At 30.3% G+C, this 19,186-nt stretch carries 17 protein-coding genes and 1 pseudogene; 1 reads left to right on the top strand and 17 read right to left on the bottom strand.

The window, feature by feature from the left end:
* Positions 1–22 precede the first annotated feature (22 nt).
* The 5 genes and pseudogenes from TMATH_RS03680 to TMATH_RS03665 form a co-directional block, all read right to left on the bottom strand.
* Positions 23–379 carry a DUF952 domain-containing protein gene (locus tag TMATH_RS03680; RefSeq protein ID WP_012994783.1) on the bottom strand — a complete coding sequence of 119 codons (357 nt, stop codon included), beginning with the start codon at positions 377–379 and terminating at the stop codon, positions 23–25.
* A 49-nt stretch (positions 380–428) separates the two neighbouring features.
* Complete coding sequence (gene yfcE / locus TMATH_RS03675) at positions 429–971, bottom strand: phosphodiesterase (RefSeq protein ID WP_012994782.1); 543 nt, start codon at positions 969–971, stop codon at positions 429–431.
* Between the two features lie 49 nt (positions 972–1,020).
* Positions 1,021–1,185: a hypothetical protein gene (locus TMATH_RS11870; protein ID WP_154653783.1), complete on the bottom strand. Its 165-nt coding sequence runs from the start codon at positions 1,183–1,185 to the stop codon at positions 1,021–1,023.
* Between the two features lie 219 nt (positions 1,186–1,404).
* Complete coding sequence (locus tag TMATH_RS03670; RefSeq protein WP_012994781.1) at positions 1,405–1,662, bottom strand: ATP cone domain-containing protein; 258 nt, start codon at positions 1,660–1,662, stop codon at positions 1,405–1,407.
* Between the two features lie 344 nt (positions 1,663–2,006).
* A pseudogene (locus TMATH_RS03665) lies at positions 2,007–2,516 on the bottom strand (DUF4351 domain-containing protein); the annotation flags it as partial.
* Between the two features lie 175 nt (positions 2,517–2,691).
* Here TMATH_RS03665 and TMATH_RS03660 point away from each other — a divergent pair.
* Positions 2,692–3,006: a hypothetical protein gene (locus TMATH_RS03660; protein ID WP_012994780.1), complete on the top strand. Its 315-nt coding sequence runs from the start codon at positions 2,692–2,694 to the stop codon at positions 3,004–3,006.
* A gap of 173 nt (positions 3,007–3,179) precedes the next feature.
* Here the strand turns inward: TMATH_RS03660 and TMATH_RS03655 are convergent, their stop codons facing one another.
* The 12 genes from TMATH_RS03655 to pseH all read right to left on the bottom strand — a co-directional run bounded on the left by TMATH_RS03655 (position 3,180) and on the right by pseH (position 19,184).
* Positions 3,180–3,872 carry a DUF7380 domain-containing protein gene (locus tag TMATH_RS03655; protein WP_013150019.1) on the bottom strand — a complete coding sequence of 231 codons (693 nt, stop codon included), beginning with the start codon at positions 3,870–3,872 and terminating at the stop codon, positions 3,180–3,182.
* Positions 3,873–3,938: 66 nt separating this feature from the next.
* Positions 3,939–6,239, bottom strand: coding sequence for an ATP-binding protein (locus tag TMATH_RS03650; protein WP_013150018.1), 2,301 nt, complete (start codon positions 6,237–6,239; stop codon positions 3,939–3,941).
* Positions 6,220–7,695, bottom strand: coding sequence for an SIR2 family protein (locus TMATH_RS03645; RefSeq protein WP_013150017.1), 1,476 nt, complete (start codon positions 7,693–7,695; stop codon positions 6,220–6,222). Before TMATH_RS03645 ends, TMATH_RS03650 begins: the two co-directional genes overlap by 20 nt.
* A 254-nt stretch (positions 7,696–7,949) precedes the next feature.
* Positions 7,950–8,900: a YveK family protein gene (locus TMATH_RS03640; protein WP_013150016.1), complete on the bottom strand. Its 951-nt coding sequence runs from the start codon at positions 8,898–8,900 to the stop codon at positions 7,950–7,952.
* A gap of 213 nt (positions 8,901–9,113) precedes the next feature.
* Positions 9,114–10,187, bottom strand: a complete 1,074-nt coding sequence (locus TMATH_RS03635; protein WP_013150015.1) for a mannose-1-phosphate guanylyltransferase/mannose-6-phosphate isomerase — start codon at positions 10,185–10,187, stop codon at positions 9,114–9,116.
* 234 nt (positions 10,188–10,421) lie between these two features.
* Positions 10,422–11,795, bottom strand: a complete 1,374-nt coding sequence (locus TMATH_RS03630) for a sugar transferase (RefSeq protein WP_004397345.1) — start codon at positions 11,793–11,795, stop codon at positions 10,422–10,424.
* Between the two features lie 378 nt (positions 11,796–12,173).
* Complete coding sequence (locus TMATH_RS03625; RefSeq protein WP_004397346.1) at positions 12,174–13,283, bottom strand: glycosyltransferase; 1,110 nt, start codon at positions 13,281–13,283, stop codon at positions 12,174–12,176.
* 567 nt (positions 13,284–13,850) lie between these two features.
* Positions 13,851–15,134 (bottom strand): O-antigen polymerase, encoded by a 1,284-nt coding sequence (locus TMATH_RS03620; protein WP_004397347.1) that lies wholly within the window; start codon positions 15,132–15,134, stop codon positions 13,851–13,853.
* On the bottom strand, positions 15,131–16,546 hold the full coding sequence (locus tag TMATH_RS03615; protein WP_004397348.1) for a capsular polysaccharide export protein, LipB/KpsS family: 1,416 nt from the start codon (positions 16,544–16,546) through the stop codon (positions 15,131–15,133). Before TMATH_RS03615 ends, TMATH_RS03620 begins: the two co-directional genes overlap by 4 nt.
* A gap of 36 nt (positions 16,547–16,582) precedes the next feature.
* The gene (pseG, locus tag TMATH_RS03610; RefSeq protein WP_013150014.1) at positions 16,583–17,608 is read right to left on the bottom strand and encodes a UDP-2,4-diacetamido-2,4,6-trideoxy-beta-L-altropyranose hydrolase; all 1,026 of its coding nucleotides are present in this window, start codon (positions 17,606–17,608) and stop codon (positions 16,583–16,585) included.
* Between the two features lie 3 nt (positions 17,609–17,611).
* Positions 17,612–18,667 (bottom strand): pseudaminic acid synthase, encoded by a 1,056-nt coding sequence (pseI, locus tag TMATH_RS03605; protein WP_004397352.1) that lies wholly within the window; start codon positions 18,665–18,667, stop codon positions 17,612–17,614.
* Positions 18,642–19,184: a UDP-4-amino-4,6-dideoxy-N-acetyl-beta-L-altrosamine N-acetyltransferase gene (gene pseH, locus TMATH_RS03600; RefSeq protein ID WP_013150013.1), complete on the bottom strand. Its 543-nt coding sequence runs from the start codon at positions 19,182–19,184 to the stop codon at positions 18,642–18,644. The genes pseI and pseH overlap by 26 nt, the downstream gene beginning before the upstream one ends.
* Positions 19,185–19,186: the final 2 nt, after the last annotated feature.

The raw sequence follows: 19,186 nt of genomic DNA, 5'->3' as shown, positions 1-19,186 counted from the left end.
TTTCATTTTTAATACAATTACGTTATTTGAATAATCTAACAAGTTCTTCTACGCCTGCTGGAAGAGAAAAATTACCATCCAAACCAGGCTCGAACTCACACGTTTTTACAACTGCATCAAGATTAAGTGGTCCATAGATGTGCGGGTAATATTCACGCCCACCTTTCTCAAAATGAATTTCAGCTTTAACTTTGGACGAATCAATGCATAATAAAACCAGTCCTTTTTCGTTTTTAAAATTAGCATTTGCTATATTTATTATTTGTTCAGCTGTGGAACAGTGTATAAAACCTTCGAAAGATAAACTTCTAGGACTATATTCGCCTTTTTCTAAGCCATCTTCCCAGTCTTTGCGTTTTGCAATATGCAAAATTATCATGATACTTCATCCCCCATTCTTAATATTATTATCTAAAAAAGGAAAAATTTTATATAACTACTCCAGTTTCCAAATCAATTATATGAACACTTCCACTTTCAACTTCAATAAACCCTACTGAATTAATCTTATCTTCCCTTTTGCTAAGAGATGTAGAACCCGGATTAATCACCACACAATTTTCAATCTTCTTTATTAAAGGAATGTGTGTATGTCCCATTATAAAATAATCCAATTTATACTTCATAATCAACTTATGTATATCTTCGTCAGAAATACTGTGACCATGATTAATCATAAATCTCTTCCCTTCAATGAAAGCAAAGACATAGGGTGTTTGTATAGGCACCTCAAGCATCATTTGGTCAACATAAGCATCACAATTCCCTTCCGCAATCAAAAGAGGAACAGGACAAGCATTTATCGCCTCAGCAAGTTTTTTAGGGTCATATCCCTCGGGAATTGGATTACGTGGTCCATGATATAATACATCTCCTGCATGTAAAATAATGTCCGAATCTTTTAAAAAATTCCATGCTTTTATCCATGACTTATAATCTCCATGAGTATCACTTATAACACCAATTTTCATAAAATATCACCTCCAATGCTTTTGATATCTTACCCAAAATTTGTCCCCTCTAAGGCCACAGTGTTTTTAATTCTCTATTTATCATCTCAATATCAAAATCCCTATATCCCCCTATTGTTCCCCATACTATAAAGTCTACATATTTAGGATGGCTTTTACTCACCCCCCATGTTTTCAGATTAATTCCACTTTTTTCTCTTTTTAATTTTACCATTCTGTTACCTAAAATCCAATACAAAAATTAAAAATATTCCGATATATTTAGGCAAAACTAAAAAAAGAATAAATTATATAAAAGTTCCCTGGCAAAAGAGCCAGGGTTATACATATCCTAACAACAATAAAAATTGAGGCATTTTATATTTAAAATTTTCGTAAAAGATTTTTAAAATATAAAAAATAGCCCCACTTATCTTACAAGCACTATAAAACATTAAAAATTCATATATGCCTTTGCAACATCTTTAAATCCATTTTTTTCAAGCGTATCTATAACAATTGTCCTAATCTCATCAAAAGAAATTTGTTCTTTTCCAAGTTTTTTAATGCTTTTTTCTATATCCCTTGCTATATTATGTAAATCCGATGTATTTAAAGGTTTTCCAGCATCATCTGATGCAGCCCCAATACTTCTCACAATTTTGTCCAAATCAAACTCTTGTAATCTACCATCCCTTTTTATAACCTTCATAGTCCCCTCTCCTTTTTGTTCGTTATATAAATAAATATAAACTCATATAAAGGTTTATATCACAAAATAATCTTAGATATAACAATATTTTCTATAGCAGAGGTCAGTAAAAGTCCTCAAGTGCCTTTACCTATCGTCGAAAAATTCTCCTCCTTATGTAGAACTGTTACAATTCTTCTTTAAAATCAAAAATGCGCTTTTATCCATTTCTTATTTTACCATTTCATCCCTCAAAAAGCAACATAAACATTAAAAATATTTCGACATTACTCGGCAAAAATAAAAACAGGAATAATTCTGTTTGCAAAATTATATCAATATATCAACAAAAATAAAGAGTACCTTTACTTCACAAACCTTTCTAAATCCTCTATTTTATTTATCTCAAATATATTATCAACAATAGCCATCAATGTTTCTCTGTTTGCACCATCTATTTTCTTTACATATTCTTCCGGAACATCTCCAAACTTTTTCTTCAATAATTTAATAACCGTTTCTTCAATTCCTTTTTCTATCCCCTTCTTTATGCCCTTCTTTATTCCCTTCTTTTCACGTTCTTTCATTTCTTGTAATATGGTTTTTTCAAGATTTGATATCATTATATCCACCTCCTTGTTTTCATCTATTATTTTCTCTATATTTTCTCGCTCTTTTTCTACTTTTTGTTCTAATAAAAATACAGAAGCTATTAAATTCTCCAACTTTAATAATTCTTCTTTCGTATACCTATTTACATCTATTAGTATATATTTGAAATCTACTGCATATTCTCCGAAGGTTTCATAGGAATTTAGTGTTTCTTTGTAGCTTGTTTTTGCTGTCCACTTACGGACTCCAACATATCTTATTAAAAATAAAAATTCTCTCTTTCAGTTCCTTCAATACAAAGTAAAATCCGTATTTTATCAAGCGTAATGTTTTACCTACTTTTATCCAGAGAAATTTTTACAAAAATTTAGACTTGACCCCTATTGTGAAGCACATATATATATTGATGCATAATATGTATATAGGGGGATATCTATAATGTGTTTTGGTAAATTAGCAAACATTATAAAAGGTATTTGGAAAAATAAAAGTAAGGGCATCGATAAAATAACACTGAGCCTTTATGGTCTTAATATAAGTGTCGAGAGAAAAACAAATATCAATATTCCACATGAAGTAACAGTAGTAGTCCCAAGAGTTGAGCTTAGAAAAAAGATAAAAGATAATGAGGAAGAGATAGAGATAATAATGAATAGTATAACTGTTGTGCACTCTCCACACCATGAATTAGCAGGTTCCCCCTCTTCTCCGGTAATTCCTAAACAGTATTCCCATAAATACAATAAAAATTAATTAAAAATAATTGTTATAGTATATTGACATTAAAAATGCTGCAGCCCCTATAAAAAAGAGCGTATACCGGATATAAGCTATTTGGGTGCATAAATTTTTAACAGTGTTTTTGCGTTGACCTCTTTTTATAATTATTTACCAAAGTGGCAAAGCTCTTACATCCAAAAAAATACCTAAGGCAAATTCTGCTTCAATATCTTATTACTCAATGAAATCTTTTTATCTCTTACCAGTAACTCATAAGAAAATCCCCACAGCCCCGGTTTGTCATTTTCTGCTATTTTCTTTTCATAGTTAATTATTGCATCTTTTAATTTCTCGATTCGGTCTTTGTCATTAATCGCTAATGCAAGAGATAAAGCACGCTTTAACTTTTGGATTGTATCAATTTCATATTCATGCAAATCCTTACAGGCAATTTCTATTACACTATCAACATAAATTTGAGCAAAGGAATAATGTGGCTTTTTGTTAATTATTTTTTCTGAAAAATCCCACACTAAATTAGAATATCTCGCTTTTAGAATAGGATGTTTCGATTCCTGGGTCCTCTGCTCCCAGTAATGTATGATTTCTGGAGTTATTTCAAAAATGCTGGGATATTCAATTATTTGTCCTTCTTTGTTTGAAAAAGTAGCCATGGGACCAAAGTAAGTACCCCAATTTGACTTATCTTTAGGATAATCTTCAATAAAAGCAAAAGCTAGTTGTTCCCAAAGTATAGTATTTGGTGGTTTTTGTTCAAATTCTTTTTGTATAAATCTGTTAATCTTATCAACAATCATTGCTTCTGAAAGCTTATCTGATATAGTATCCAAATCTGTGAGAAATTTTTCTATTTTATTAAATTCTATACTCTTCGCCATTTTCAATTTTCCTCCTTAAAAAGCATTGCACGCACATAACTTAATCTTTATCATTATTTCCAATTTCTATGAAAAGTCTATGTCTTTAAAATCGTCGATTTCTAACTCGTTATTTACAACTTTATCATCACTTATTTCATGATAATCTCCTTCTGCTAGAGCAACTTCTTCACTTAAAAAATCCTTATCTAACATATCTTCAACATTATCTTCCAAATCCTCGTTATTTTCCTTTTTTACCCACCCCTCTTGCCATTCTTCAACAATGGCCCTTATATCTTCAATTTTATTGTCCTTTTCATTTTTCTTTATCCAAGTATTCCAAAAATCGGGGTCTTTTGATCTCGGACGTTGTTTTTCTGGTAGATCCCTCATTCTAATTAAAACCGGCAACTCTGTGGCCCATCCCAACAGAATAGCCATTTGTGTTGGCAATATAGGAAGTTCACGTAACAATCCTCTCAGATTATCTGGTACTAATTTACTTATCATTTCTTGATCACGATCATTTGTTATTCTATGTAAAAGGAACGTATTGCATTGAGAAAGAACTGTTGGAGACAATTCTGATGGCCTTTGAGAGGAAATCACTAAACTAAGACCAAACTTTCTACCTTCACGAGCAATTCGTTCAAAGACTTGAGTACAAACTTTTGCTGCATTATAATTTTCATCATTATTATAGCGTTTAATGAAAGTATGTGCCTCTTCCATTACTAGAACTGTTGGGAGAGAAACGCCTTTCTTTTTCACATAGCGTTGTAAGGCTTCAAATATCATTCTGGCAATTACTGCAGCTGTTATATAAATGAGTTCCGACGGTACAAGAGACAAATCAACAATTACAATATTATTTTCTATAATATACTCTTTTAGCCATTCTATTAAATCTATAACATTATCCGAATCATCCGCAATTGATTTTATCCTTTGGTTTGAAAGTAGCATGTGTATTCTAGTAATTAAAGGATCAATATATTGTTCAGCATTTTCATCTTTAGAAGTAATCTCTAAATAATCTGCCAAAAGCAAACCGCTAAAAGGCACTGGTATGTCTTCATCAGGCCCTTCATGGTAAATTATACCGCCTAAATTGTTTAATATTTTTTCTATTTCATTTACAATTTGTTCAACATCTTGTAAAGGAAAAGGGTCATAATGATTTCCGTTCTGCTGTTTTTTCTTTTCTATTATTGATAAAATAATCTCTGATAAATTCTCTAACAACTCCTTGTATTCTTCAACATCTTTTCTTTTGTATATCAAATCATCCGAAAGATTTTTTAATTTCTTAGCAAATTTAGTAGGAAAATTCGTTATTACATCTTGTTTTGTATCACTTTTAATACTAATTAGTTTACTCGAAAGATACTTTCTTAGCCATTTTTTCCCTTCATCTTTTGAATTTTGAGCACCATAAGAACTATTTCCTGCTTTTACCTCCCTCAATGCTCTTCTGAGCAAGGGCATTTGCATCTTAGGACTTGCCTGTGTGAAAGAAGCCCATTCTTCGCTATTCCAAAACCAAAGCGGTACTTTTAGTGGTTTTATACAACTATTAATATCTAAACCTTCGCCACCATTTACCATGAAAACTCTAACTTTATATGGTATTTCTCTCTCATATGTTGTCTCTTCATTACAAAAAGCATTAAAATATTCTCCGTTGGGATCAAGAATTATAAATCGAATATTAGGTACAGTTTTTTCTTTTTTATTGTTTTTGTTTTCTTTATCTTTGTCGTCATTTTCCTTTTGTACTACTTGTATTGCCTCCAATGACCAATGTATAAGGCCCGCCACAGAACATGATTTTCCACTACCAGTATTGCCCAAAACCGCCAAATGACGACCAAAAAGTTTATTTGGATCTACATAAATATCTATATTCCCACCAAAAGGGCTAGTTCCAATTTTTATTCCTCTCGCTTTATTCCCCTCGACTATTGCTTTTATATGTTTTTCTGTAGGTAACAGTACAGGAGTTCCAACCGTAGGTAAGCTATTGCTTCCTCTTTTGAAATTGTAAATATTATTTTCCTTTTTATATAAAATTCCTAACGGATTAACACTAATTTTTCTCAGGGGAAATGGCAAATCAACAAGTCCAAAATCCTTCATTCCTTGTCTTTTGGGAAAAGCTGCTCGTTCTATAGTTATCCATTCTATTTGTCCTACAAGGTAACCTTCATCTATTGGTATTAACACATAACTATTTACTCTTGGAAAAGGATGGGGATTCCCTGTATTAAGCGAAAGCGAATCCGGTGCTTCGATGTCAAGTAACACTCGTATTTCATCAGGAGATACAAAATCAACACTTCCAATAATTAAATTTTCTGTCCATTCAAATGGTGTGTAACTCATTTTCTTCCCCACCTTCATTTTTATATTCTTCATCTTGTTCTATTCTGGTTTCCTTTTCACTATTGACATTACTTCCAATATTATCACTATTTGTAATTAGAATTTTTTTAATGAGTTCATCTATCTTAAAAGTAGTAAAATCTATTGTCGATTTTGGCAGATAATTATCAACAAGTAATTGCAAATCAGCAAGCTGGTCTCCAATCAAAATGGTAATTTGTTGTTTTCTTCCTAATCTATCGTATAATGACATAATCCTACCCGCACTATCATCACGAGAGATAATAATAAGGTGAGTGGAGGGAATAGTAAGCATATCTTCAATAATACGATTAATATGCTCATCCCCAAAGCTATATCCATATGTTACTAATGTAGTATTAGGTCTACATATAGATGCTGCAAAATCACGGAAAAGTTCCACGTATGGATATTCAGCAGTTTCACGATCTTTAGCAGCATTAGGATAAATCATAAGTTGTTTTATAGTATCACTTTCATTATCATCGATACCCACAGCATCTAAATATGGCTGTATTGATTTGGCACCAAAAGGAATGGAAATACGATGTATAGTCCTATTAATATTAAACCAATCAAGCGAGCCATGTAATTTTGTAAAATATGCTACTCCTTCTAAATATCGTGGCTCTCCCCTTATTCCTGGAGGATTATAGTGCATGTCTACTTCCAACCGAGAAGAACGAAAAATTGGTGATAAAGTTCCTATAAATCTATCAATAAGACGTAATCCAGCAATATCAGCGCCCAACTCAATAAAACGGTCATAATTAGTAGTAAAAATATGAAGTCTCTCTCTTGTACCAGGTCGAGAAGCAAAGCTCATTAAAAAATTTACAAGATAGTTTAGTGCATTTTTTTGTACATCTTTATCTGATATGCGAAATTCTATTTCAGTATTCAAAATTAATTTTGCAAATTTTTCCAAAACTTCATTCAAGGCACTTTTCAGAGCAATTAGTTCTTTATTATCTGAACCATAATAAATCTCTAGGCCACGAATTAATTCATTTGCAACACGAATTTTATCTTCTAAATTTGCTTCTCCACGTCCCGCTCTACAAGCAGATTCCTGTGCTTCTTTTTCAATTTTCTCCTTAATTTCTTCAGTAATCCATTCAAATTCTACATTTTTCCACGAAGGCACCTCACATTTAGCTATATTACAAACAGCATTAGTTAACCCACTCCCTATTAACAATGATAAATGCTCCGCTTTAAAAAGGGTTGATAGCCATGGCGCAATTCTTTCTCTAAGTTTTTCCTCCCCAAATTTTTCTCCTTTCTTAATCCACGAACTATCTGTAAGGCTTTTAAACTCCTCTCCATTTTTATCTTTATCATCATTTGTAACTTTGGTAAAGCAGATGGGTTCTTTATCATCCCAACATTTTAATATCTGTACTTTAACTTCATCCTTTTTTTCCTGTGTCATTATTTTTTCCCCCTTGCGTAAAATTGTAAATATTTATTAAACAAGTATTTTTAATCGCAAGTAGCCATCTTGCTATTTTAATACCTATACTCTTATTTTATAAAATCTTATCAATTCGCTACAAAAATTGTACCATATTGTTATTTTAACATTTTATTTCCTAAAAACCAACACAAATATTAAAAATATTTCGACATATTTCGACAAAAATAAAAGAAGGAGAACTCCCTTCGCTTAAACTATAAATTTTCTTATTATCCTTTACTCTCCACAGTTCTTTTAGGGTCTGTATTCTTCCAATATTCCATAAAGAACACTATAAAAATGCTAACCATAAGGCCCAATATAAATGCTATAATTATATTCAATGATTTTTTAGGTGCTACTGGTTTATCCGGTATTAAAGCTTTGCTAGTTATAAGAATGCTCTGGTTACCAAGTTCCGATTCTTTAACCAATTCCAGCATATTATATTTTTCTAACATTATATCTCTTGTATTTTTCAGTAAATCCAACTGTTTTTGTTTCTGCTCAATTAAAAGCTTGTCTTGAGAATTTGTTTGAACTTTATTAAGTTCCGCTGTTGCCTCTTTTATTTTATCATTTTGGAGAGTTATAAGTTTGTTCAAAGTTTCAATTAATTTATCTGTCTGCCTGTTATTCCTCTCAATGATATAAGTCCGAAAATTTTGGGCTATTGTATCTGCAATTTTTGCCGCAAGCTCTGGGTTATTTTCTTTTACAGTTACTGTTATAAGATTGGTATTATTGATGACAGAAACTGAAATTTGCTTTTTTAAATTTTCTACTGTGTACTTTTGAGGATCTAATCCTAATTGTTTTACAGTATTCATAAGGACAATAGGATTAGTAACCTCTTCTTTAAATGTTTCCACTGACATATCAGGATACTTCAAAAGAGAAGACAACAACAAAGATAAGTCTTTTTCTATACTGTCACTTTGTACTGTCGGAAGATTTGAATCTTTTCCCGGAAGAATAACCGTAGTATTCGAACCAAAAAAGCCTGTTGCAGGTGTTACATCTGTAACTGACAAAGTTGTAGTTGCTTCATAGGTAGGTTTTATTATAAAAAAACTAAGCACTGCTGCTACTAAAGTTGCAGCAAGAGTAACGACAATGATCATTTTTTTATTTTTTAAAATTATATCAATAAGCTCTCTCAATGAAATTTCTTCTTCCATTTTTATCCTCCTTATTATATAAGTCTTTCATATCCGTTTAGAAAATTGTTTTTAAAATATTTTCGATAATTTCCTGAGATTTCTAATTTTTTAAATCTTTTAATTCTATTTTCTTACTTATTATTTCATTACTTACACAAATTCACCTCCACAGCCATAGAAAAGTTTAAAATAAATAAAAACTCTACTTTATTAGTGTATAATTTTAAATCCTTATAAATACTCACTTTTTTTCTCTTTCAACTCCTTCAATATCTCTTTCACATTCTGCGCCTTATCTTTTGAACAAATTAAAAGTGCATCCTCTGTATCTACAATTATTACATCTTCTATACCCAATGTCGCAATAAGCCTTTCGTTACCGGTTATTATGCATTTCTTTGTATCTACACTTACTACATTCCCTTTTATGACATTGCCATTATCATCTTTTTCATAAAGCCTTTCAATAGATGTCCAGCTCCCCACATCATCCCAACCAAAATCTCCTGGCACGACATACACATTTTTGGCTTTTTCCATTACACCGTAATCTATTGATATGCTTTCAAGTTTTGAGTATTTATCGTATAACACTTTTTCTATATCATCTGCATCAAAATTTTTCCTTATATTCTCCAATGCTTTATATAACTCAGGCATGTATTTTTGTATAGCATTTAATATTGATGATGTCTTCCATATAAACATACCGCTATTCCAAAGATAATCTCCACTTTCTACATATCTAACTGCTGTATCGTAATTAGGCTTTTCTACAAATCTTTCTACTTTATGTACAGGATTTTTATTTATTATTTCTCTCGTTACCTTCTTGAATTTTATGTAACCATATCCTGTCTCAGGACGTGTGGGTTTTATACCTATTGTCACAAGATTATCCCCTGCTTTTGCTTTTTCTATTGCTGTTTTTAATATTTCAATATATGTTTCTTCGTCTTTTATGACATGGTCAGAAGGAACAACAACCATTATAGAATCTTTATCAAGCCTTTCTGTATGAAGTGCTGCAAGACCAATACATGCTGCAGTATTTTTGGCCATAGGCTCTATTAAAATATTTTCTGTTGGCAAATCAGGAATTTGTTCACTAATTATTCCCGCATAATCTATATTAGTCACAACAAAAATATTCTCTATAGGCATGATTCTCTTCAGTCTATCCACTGTTTGTTGAATCATTGTTTTATCTCCATACAAATTCAAAAACTGCTTTGGCATCTTTATCCTGCTTTTAGGCCAAAACCTTTCGCCTTTGCCACCTGCCATAATAACCCCTGTTATCATTTGCATCATCCTTTTTAGTTAATTTCTTCAACTCAGCTTACTCAATATCCAAGCAAAAGTTTTTAATTAATACCTTCCATCAACCACGAATAAAATTTAATGAGAAAGGCAAAATATAAATAAAAAATAAGGAATGTGAGTATATGTTTAATGAAAAATTTTATAAAGGTCTTTTAAATGGTCTATTATACAGTACCATATTGTGGATTATTATTTTTATTCTCATTAAATTTGTTAATACGCTCCATCTCTTTTGAGTACCGCGGGGATAGTCTTAAAAAGAATATTTATATCAAGCCATAAGTTCCAATTGGATATATACTGCATGTCCATTTCTAATCTGCCTTCAAAATCTACCTCATTCCGCCCACTTATTTGCCATAAGCCTGTAATTCCTGGTGGAACTCTCCATAAGAACCTTGCATAATGCTTGGTATCATTCAATTCTCTTACAAGATAAGGTCTGGGACCTACCAAGCTCATATCACCTTTTAGCACATTAAATAATTGCGGCAACTCGTCAAGACTTGTTTTCCTTAAGAACTTGCCTATTTTTGTTACTCTCGGATCGTTTTTAAGTTTATGATGTATCAAATATTCCTCTCTAATTTCAGGATTTTCCTCTAGCCACTTTAATAAAATCTCTTCGGCATTTATGACCATTGTCCTAAACTTATACGCCTTAAATAACTTTCCATTTAATCCTATTCTATCTTGAACAAAAAACACCGGTCCAGGAGAAGTTAGTTTTATTAAAAGCGATATTACAACAAACAATGGTGATAGTATAATCAATGCAATAAGTGACAATGTAAAATCCAAAAGCCTTTTCATACGTCCTTCAAATCCACTTATAAATACATCCTTCAATTTCAAAATAGGCACATCATCAATAATTTCTATTTCCATAGGATAATTTGGAAGATTTATACTGTTATTTATAGAATATATACTTATGTACTTATCCAAACCAATATTTATAACTTCTTCTACATTTTCTACCTTGGAAACTATAAATATCATCTCCACGTTATATTTATCAACAATTTCACTAAAATCTTTTATACTCCCTAATCTATTCAAACCGTTACCATTTATATCATTAGACAAATATCCCACTATATTTATTCCATATTCACGTGTTTTAAGTTTATCCATTAGCTCTTTTGGTATCTTTGTATAATCGCCTATTACTAATGCATTGCTCAAATCCAATCCTTTTTTGTATCTTCTTTTTTGCAAATACGATAAGATTGTCTTAAATGTAATTTGCAAAGTTAATCCTATAATAAATATGTATATAAGCGTTAACCTTGAAAAATATGTCATTTTGGTAAAATAGGAGATGAGCAAATATATAAATACAGAATAAACAAGACCATCTATCACTATTCCTATTTGATTAAACAGAGGCTTGTGTTTTTTATCATATAATCCCTTAAAATACAAAATCAAAAAATCAAGTGTAAGCAAAATTATAAAAGTAGTAACATACCAAGACCTTGATAACATGCTCAAATTATTAAACCTAATATATAAAGCAAGTGCAAATGCTAAAATGAGTGCAGTAATATCAAGTACAATACTCCATCTTCTATACCACATCATCCCACCCCTCGAATAATATTAAAAGGTAATTCTTAACTTGATGTATCATGACCATAATACTTATGTGTTTGTCAAAATATTAATATCACTCGATTAATTATATTATTTAATGCCAAATTCATGAACTGGCTTCCCTCCTATTAAATTATCAATTGGAGTTGTCTAATAACATAATTTCTCATCATTTACATTATGATTAATATCTACTAACTTAAGTCAAAATTTTGTATAGAACCTTTTTATTTAGGATTAATTGATTCATAAATCATTATGTTATCACCTAATAAAATTCTCCATCTATGGTAGGTTATTATATTTTAAAAAATAGGCAACAAAATTCCTACGCATAATAATTGTTAATATATTTATTTAACTTCATCATTTTTCATCTTTGATTTGCTCGCTAAATTCTTTATACTTTTCCATTACAAAATCATATACTTTTTTCTTAAAAACATTAACATCAAATTGCTCTGCATGTTTTCTTATTACATTTTTATCAAACTTCAATCCATTAAACTTTATAATAGCTTCTTTTAGGCTTTCTTTATTTTGTTCATTAAAAAGTAACCCTGTAACACCATCTATTACAGAATCAAGTACCCCGCCTTTGCCAAAAGCTATCACAGGTCTTCCAGACGCTTGGGCTTCTAATGGAGTTATTCCAAAATCTTCTTCCCCGGGAAAAATAAAAGCTCTACATCTTGCATAATATCTTTTTACTTCTTCGTCGGGCAACCTACCCAAAAATTTTATATTACTTTTTGCCATTCTTTGTAACTTACTTTTTTCAGGTCCATCTCCTATTATTATAAGAGGCAGTCCTAAATCATTAAAAGCCTCAACTGCAATATCAATCCTCTTGTACTCGACAAGTCTTGATACAATCAAGAAATAATCTCCGTCTTCATCTACAGGAGTATAGAAATCAACATTTACAGGGGGATTAATAACTACTGACTCTCTTCTGTAATGCTTTTTTATACGCTTTGCAACCTCATTTGAATTTGCAATAAAATAATCAACCCTATCTGCAGATAATCTATCCCACATCCTTATATAATTCATTAAAAAAGGAATAAATTTTTTTTGCCATTTCGGCGCATTTTGTTTATATTCATGATAAAAATCCCACGCATAGCGCATAGGAGTATGGCAATAACATATATGTAATGTATCAGCTCTTGTTATTACACCTTTGGCACACGAAGAACTACTACTTAAAACAACATCATATTTAGATAAGTCAAACTGCTCAAAAGCCGTTGGCATAAGAGGTAAATATATATTATACTTCGTTTTGGCCTTTGGTAACTTTTGAATAAATGAGGTCTTTATATTCATTTTTCTAAATTCTTCAGGTAATTTATCAGGATTATATACGCTTGTGTATATAGGAGCATCAGGGAAAATCTCATGAAAAGCCAATATAACTCTTTCAGCTCCCCCCATATTTGTAAGCCAGTCATGAACTATTGCTATTTTCATTTTTAATTTTTCCTCCAAATATTTATTATAAAATTCTTCGTAAAATTTTAAAACCTTAGTGATATTTCAACCTAACCCCATGCATCTGCTTTAATTTTCAATATTAATGCTTCTAAAATTGAAGCATCTAATTGTCTCACTATAAATAAACCTTTAATTATTTTGATCTCTTTATAACAAAAACTCTTAAAATTACTCAATATTTCTTTTATTTCTATGTTTTCTATAAGCTACATTGAGCTACATTAAACACTTCATCATACCAAGATATTACATTCGTTTTGTTAGTATAGAACCTATATCCTATGTACGATAAAAAACTAAAAAATAAAGATTAATCAGCAGGAAAAATTACAAATATACAAATAATCTTAACATAAATTTCTCCACATTCGTGACTGTTAAGGTGTTTAAAAGAACGTGCAGTTTTGTCATAATTACAATTATGAACCATAGCGAAAACTTCCCGTATAATATCCTATATCGTATACGATTTTCACTATGGTTTCTATTTTTTATCTGTTTGCATTTAATTATACAATTAGCCAATTGTTTTTTGTTTCAATATTATTTTTGTGAACGCAAATTAATACTTAACAATGAACCTATTACAACTATAATTATATATGAAGTTATTATATAAACACCAAGACCAACACTAAGAAGATTTACCACAGGCATAAAAAATATGATAATACTCATATATACATATAGTGGCGTGTAATAATATATGTTATATTTAGAAACTAACAAATAAAAATGCTCGGATAAAAAACCCATAATAAACATTATTAATATTGAATACCAACCAAAATCAATGTACAGTGGCCCCCAAAATGTAGTATAAACTCCACTCCTTAAAATAAACATATTGTTGTATTCATTTGAATAGAATCCAAAGATTTTTAATAACTTAAATACAGGTTCAAACATCATAGTTCCAAAAGTGATTACTGTTCCATCATTATGATCAATCAAGTAAGAAAACTCATAAATGCCGTGTACAAAATATTGCAATAAATGAATCATTCCGTATGATAATAATTGTAAATAATTAGGCAATGATTTAACTGCAGACATCACTTCAACACGAGGTTTAACAAATTGGGCATAAACTGAATTCATTATAGAATATTGTAGGTTAAAACCTAACTGATCACTTCTTATAGAAAAAATAATAATACTTATTAATAAAATAAATATTATTGACAAAAATGTAATAAACATCTTTTTTATTTTTCCTTTACCATAAATTATAATATACATAAGATATATAAAAATAGCAATGACAACCTGTAATCTTGAGCCTACAATTATATTATCTATAATAGGAAAAGTAAATATCACATAAGCTAGTATAATATAAAATTTTTTTAATTCATACCCACTATATTGTGCATATAGTACAATGAAAAGTGGAATGTAAGCAAAACCATAAAGAATTGATCCTAATGCACCGTAAACTGATGGACCCGTATTATCTAATATATGTCTATTTTCTATAAAACTAAAACTAATCTCAGCTCCCCTTATCATAAAACGGTCATAAAATCTTAAAGTAAATCCAAAAAAGGCACCTACTAAACCTAACCAGTATAATTTCATAGGGTTCACATTAAACGTTGTATTAGGTTTAATCTTTACTAAATATCGACGTGAATATATACCTATCAAAAAAAACATAGACGTGCTTAGTAGAAATAGAAGTGATTTAGCTGATATAGCATAATATGCTTTTAATATAGGAATAGATAAAAAATATATCAGCGTGTAAAAAACAATTCCATAAGTCAAGATTCTATCTGGTTTTACAATACCTGAAATTTTATATACTTTTTTTGAAACTATCACTTTTGTTTTCTCCTTTTTATGTCATTAAGAACCATTTCAAATCCATTTACAACATTTATAATATTTTCGTTATCAAGTACCGATGGCATACTAATTGGATCAGAAATAATACCTGGAAAACTATTCATAATAATTCTAGCCATTTTTTCTTCATCTTCATAATTCCAAGGTAAATTTTTCTTTTCAAGAAACCATTGCAAATCTTTTGTGGAATCTAATCGGTAAACATTAGATAAATCATCAAAGAACATATCTGTAAAAATACCAGCTTTTTTATTCAACATGGCTGCTTCTAAAGCAACTGTTCCGGAAATAGTAAGTACTCCAATAGATTTATCAATAAGTTCATGTACAGGCACCCAAGGATCAATTAATCGAACACCAGGTAATCTTTTAATACGAAAAAGATATGAAAGTTTTCTTTCACCTAAAGCATTTGGATGTTCTTTAACATAAAGTTTAATATTAATAGGTAATTCCTTAACTATAGATCTTATTAACTCCAGTTGATTTGCAACTCTAGACCCTAATACATCAACTGACGCTTCTGGTTGTTTATGAAGAGTATATAATATAAATTGTTCATTTGCTTTAGGCTTTTCAAATAATCTCCCCAATTTCTCCGCATAATACCGCAAAAATTTTAGATGAGACTGTTCATATTTTAACTGATACTTTACTGACTTTATTGTCGCATCTTCTTTAGCATATACTAAAGCATCATAAGTTTTTCTTAGTATTTTTAAAAAATAGTATAAATTTGGCTTGGAAATATGTGAATTATTATACCAATAAAATGGTTTTATGTGATTTTTAATTAACTCTTGCCTCGTTTCATTAGCTATTTTTTTTGCATCTTCAAACAACTGCAAATATATTTCTGGGTGATAAATTATATATATCTCCTTTTCGAGATAACCTTTAAAAAAAGCAAATCGTTGGCTTGGTAATCTTATCGTGGCTGGTTTTAAGTAATATATATTCATATAAGAAGCTATGCTAGATGTCAATATTTCGTGCAACCAAGTAGTTTCACCAAATATAACATTTATATTGTTTTTTTCTATCCAATTTTTAACCATTGTTATTACATACAAAGCATATTGTACCGATTTTTCACGATCCCATTTACTTACAACCCGATCCATAAGTATTGCATCTTTAACTTTTAAACCAGAAATTTTTTCAATGTCACTAACTAAATCTAAACAAATGGAATCTTTCTTTGAGTCTGCCTCACTTATTTTAAGATGTAATATTTGATCTTGCAATACTCCCTTGTCAAGGAGCCATCTCATCCATTTAGATGAAGTTGTTATCCAGAAAATTTCATGTCCTCTATAACGCAAATGTTCAGATATTTTCCAAAAAAAGATCGTTTTATTAAAATTACCTATAAAAGCTATTTTCATTTTTCATCCCTCACGTATTATATTGCTACTTTCATCTTAGCTTAGCTTACTTCTATTATAAATAATTTCTTTCGTACATCTTATCGTACCTAATCCATCAACTAAACTACTGCTTATATTTGACATCATTTGGCGAGTATTATTATCAAATATGAGCTTTTCTATATTATTTTTAACATCACTTATTTGAGTGACTTTTACGATAGCATGTTGCGAAACCCATTTGTTTACATTCTTTATTTGATTATCAGCAACTATTACTGCAATAGTAGGTACTCCTGCAGCAGCTAATTCATATAAAGTACTGCCTCCAGCGGAAATAGCAATGTCAGTTTTTATCATTAACTCTCTCATAATAGTTGCGTTTACATTATAGGAAGTTGAAATATTTTTATTATTTTTCGCAAATTCATTAATTTCAGTTACTAGCTCTTTATTAAATGAAGGTCCAATAACTACATCAATATTTAAGCTCCTTAAATTTCTATCACTCATTAACGCTTTTAATACTTTTATAGTTACTCCTTTAGGGTCACTACCACCCATTGTAATTAATATGTTTTCTACTTTATTTTTAATTTGTTTTTTAGGTAAATCTCTAAATTCTTTTCGCATTAATACATATTTAGGACCTAGCAAAAAGCGAGTTTTTCCTGTTACATCTTTATAGTTTAAATCCTCAGCGTAAATATTACCATTTATGACAATGTCACATGGAAAATCATGTTCATTTAAATCATCTATTGATACTAAAAATACTCCTGTTTTCTTTATTGTATATAAATAATTATAGTCAATCTCATATGAATCCGTTATTAATATATCAAATTGGTTTATAATCCTTGTTATATAATTTATTTCTTCATCAATTGTAAAAATTTCAATTACATTCACATCAAAACCATATTCTTTTATTTTTGTTATCGAAGATATATCATTTCGGGTTATAAATGTAATGTTACAATCGTTATTTGCAAGTTCCTCTGCCAAAGCTAAACATCTTGTTATGTGTCCCATCCCTATCTTGGGCCCACCGTCAACCCTAATTGCAACTTTTAACATGATTCACCATCCTATTAAATTCCAATTCAATGGCGTCCCTTTTTTTATGTCTTTTGTCGCTTTTTTACCCAATACATCTTTGTAATACTTTGGATGTAATCCGAAACCCGGCCTTATTGAACGTACATTTTCTTCTGTAAAAACGTCTCCCTTTTTAATATCTTTAACAACAAAAAGAGACCTTGAAAATTCTCTACTTTTCTTTGTCTTTTCCGACAATTCGTATGAAACATCTCCTAATGCTTTTTCAACTTCTCTTATAGATCTAACCATTTGTTTAAATTCCTCTGGTTCTAAGGAAAATGCAGCATCCAGTCCACCCATACTTCTACTAAGTGTAAAATGCTTTTCTATTATTTTTGCTCCAAGAGCTACTGCTGCTACTGGTACGGAAATACCTAAGGTATGATCAGACAATCCTACAATTGTTTTAAACGTCTCAATCATATTTGGAATTGTTTTTAAGTTCACTTCTTCTAAAGGAGAAGGATATGCACTTGTACATTTTAATAGTGCTATTTGATTATTGTTCATTCTTCTGCAAGCATTAATGGCTTCTTCTATATCACTGAGTGTGGCAATTCCTGTAGAAATTATTATTGGTTTTCCTTTTGAAGCTATGTATTCTATAAGTGGTATGTCAGTAATTTCAAATGACGCAACTTTATATGCGGGTACATCCATATCTTCTAAAAAGTCTACCGCTGTTTTGTCAAAGGGTGTTGAAAAAAATATTAACCCTTCATTCTCTGCAATTTCTTTAAGTTTGGGTTGCCATTCCCATGGAGTATATGCTTCTTTATATAGGTCATAAAGAGTCTTTCCGTCCCAAATGGTCCCTTGTTTTATTTGAAAGTATTCATTACTGCAGTTTATTGTAATAGTGTCTGGCGTATATGTTTGCAATTTTACAGCGTCAGCTCCCGCTTTTTTTGCTTCTTTGATAAGTTTTACTGCATTATCAAAGTTATGGTTATGATTAGCAGATAATTCTGCAATTATAAAAACAGAATGACCATTACCTATTTTTTTGTTATTTATTTGAAGTGAGGCATTCATTCTTTAGCACCTCCTTCCATCTACTCCAATCTTCCTGTGTAAAAATCATAAGTTTTATAGGTTTGTTTTCTTCAATAGTTTCACCATTTTCTCTAAATTTGAATTTTCTGTATAAATTTATTGCAATTTCATTACAAGATAACACTTTTGTGTACAGTGTGTTAAATTTCATTTCGTCAAAAAATATTTGTAATAATTTATACAGTATTTTTTTACTTAAGCCTATTCCTCTATAAGATTCTTCTCCTATATAAAATCCCCACTCAGAGGTTAAATTTTTGTAGTCTATGTTTTGTAAATTTACTATCCCTATCGGTAGTTCTTTAAAATACACAATCCAAAATTTAATTCTGTCATCCTTTTTCAATTTTTCTAGCCACTTTTTGTGTTCATCTTCGCTAATTATTTCTTGATTTATCATAAACTTTCTTATATCTTCTTTGTTTCTCCACTGTCTTATTTTTTCTTTTAAGTTTTCATCAGCTTCTAAAATGTCTTTAAATTCGATATCGTCCAATT

It is taken from the genome of Thermoanaerobacter mathranii subsp. mathranii str. A3, from assembly GCF_000092965.1.
GTDB classification, from domain to species: Bacteria; Bacillota; Thermoanaerobacteria; order Thermoanaerobacterales; family Thermoanaerobacteraceae; genus Thermoanaerobacter; species Thermoanaerobacter thermocopriae.
This window is presented reverse-complemented; position numbering and strand designations above follow the sequence as displayed.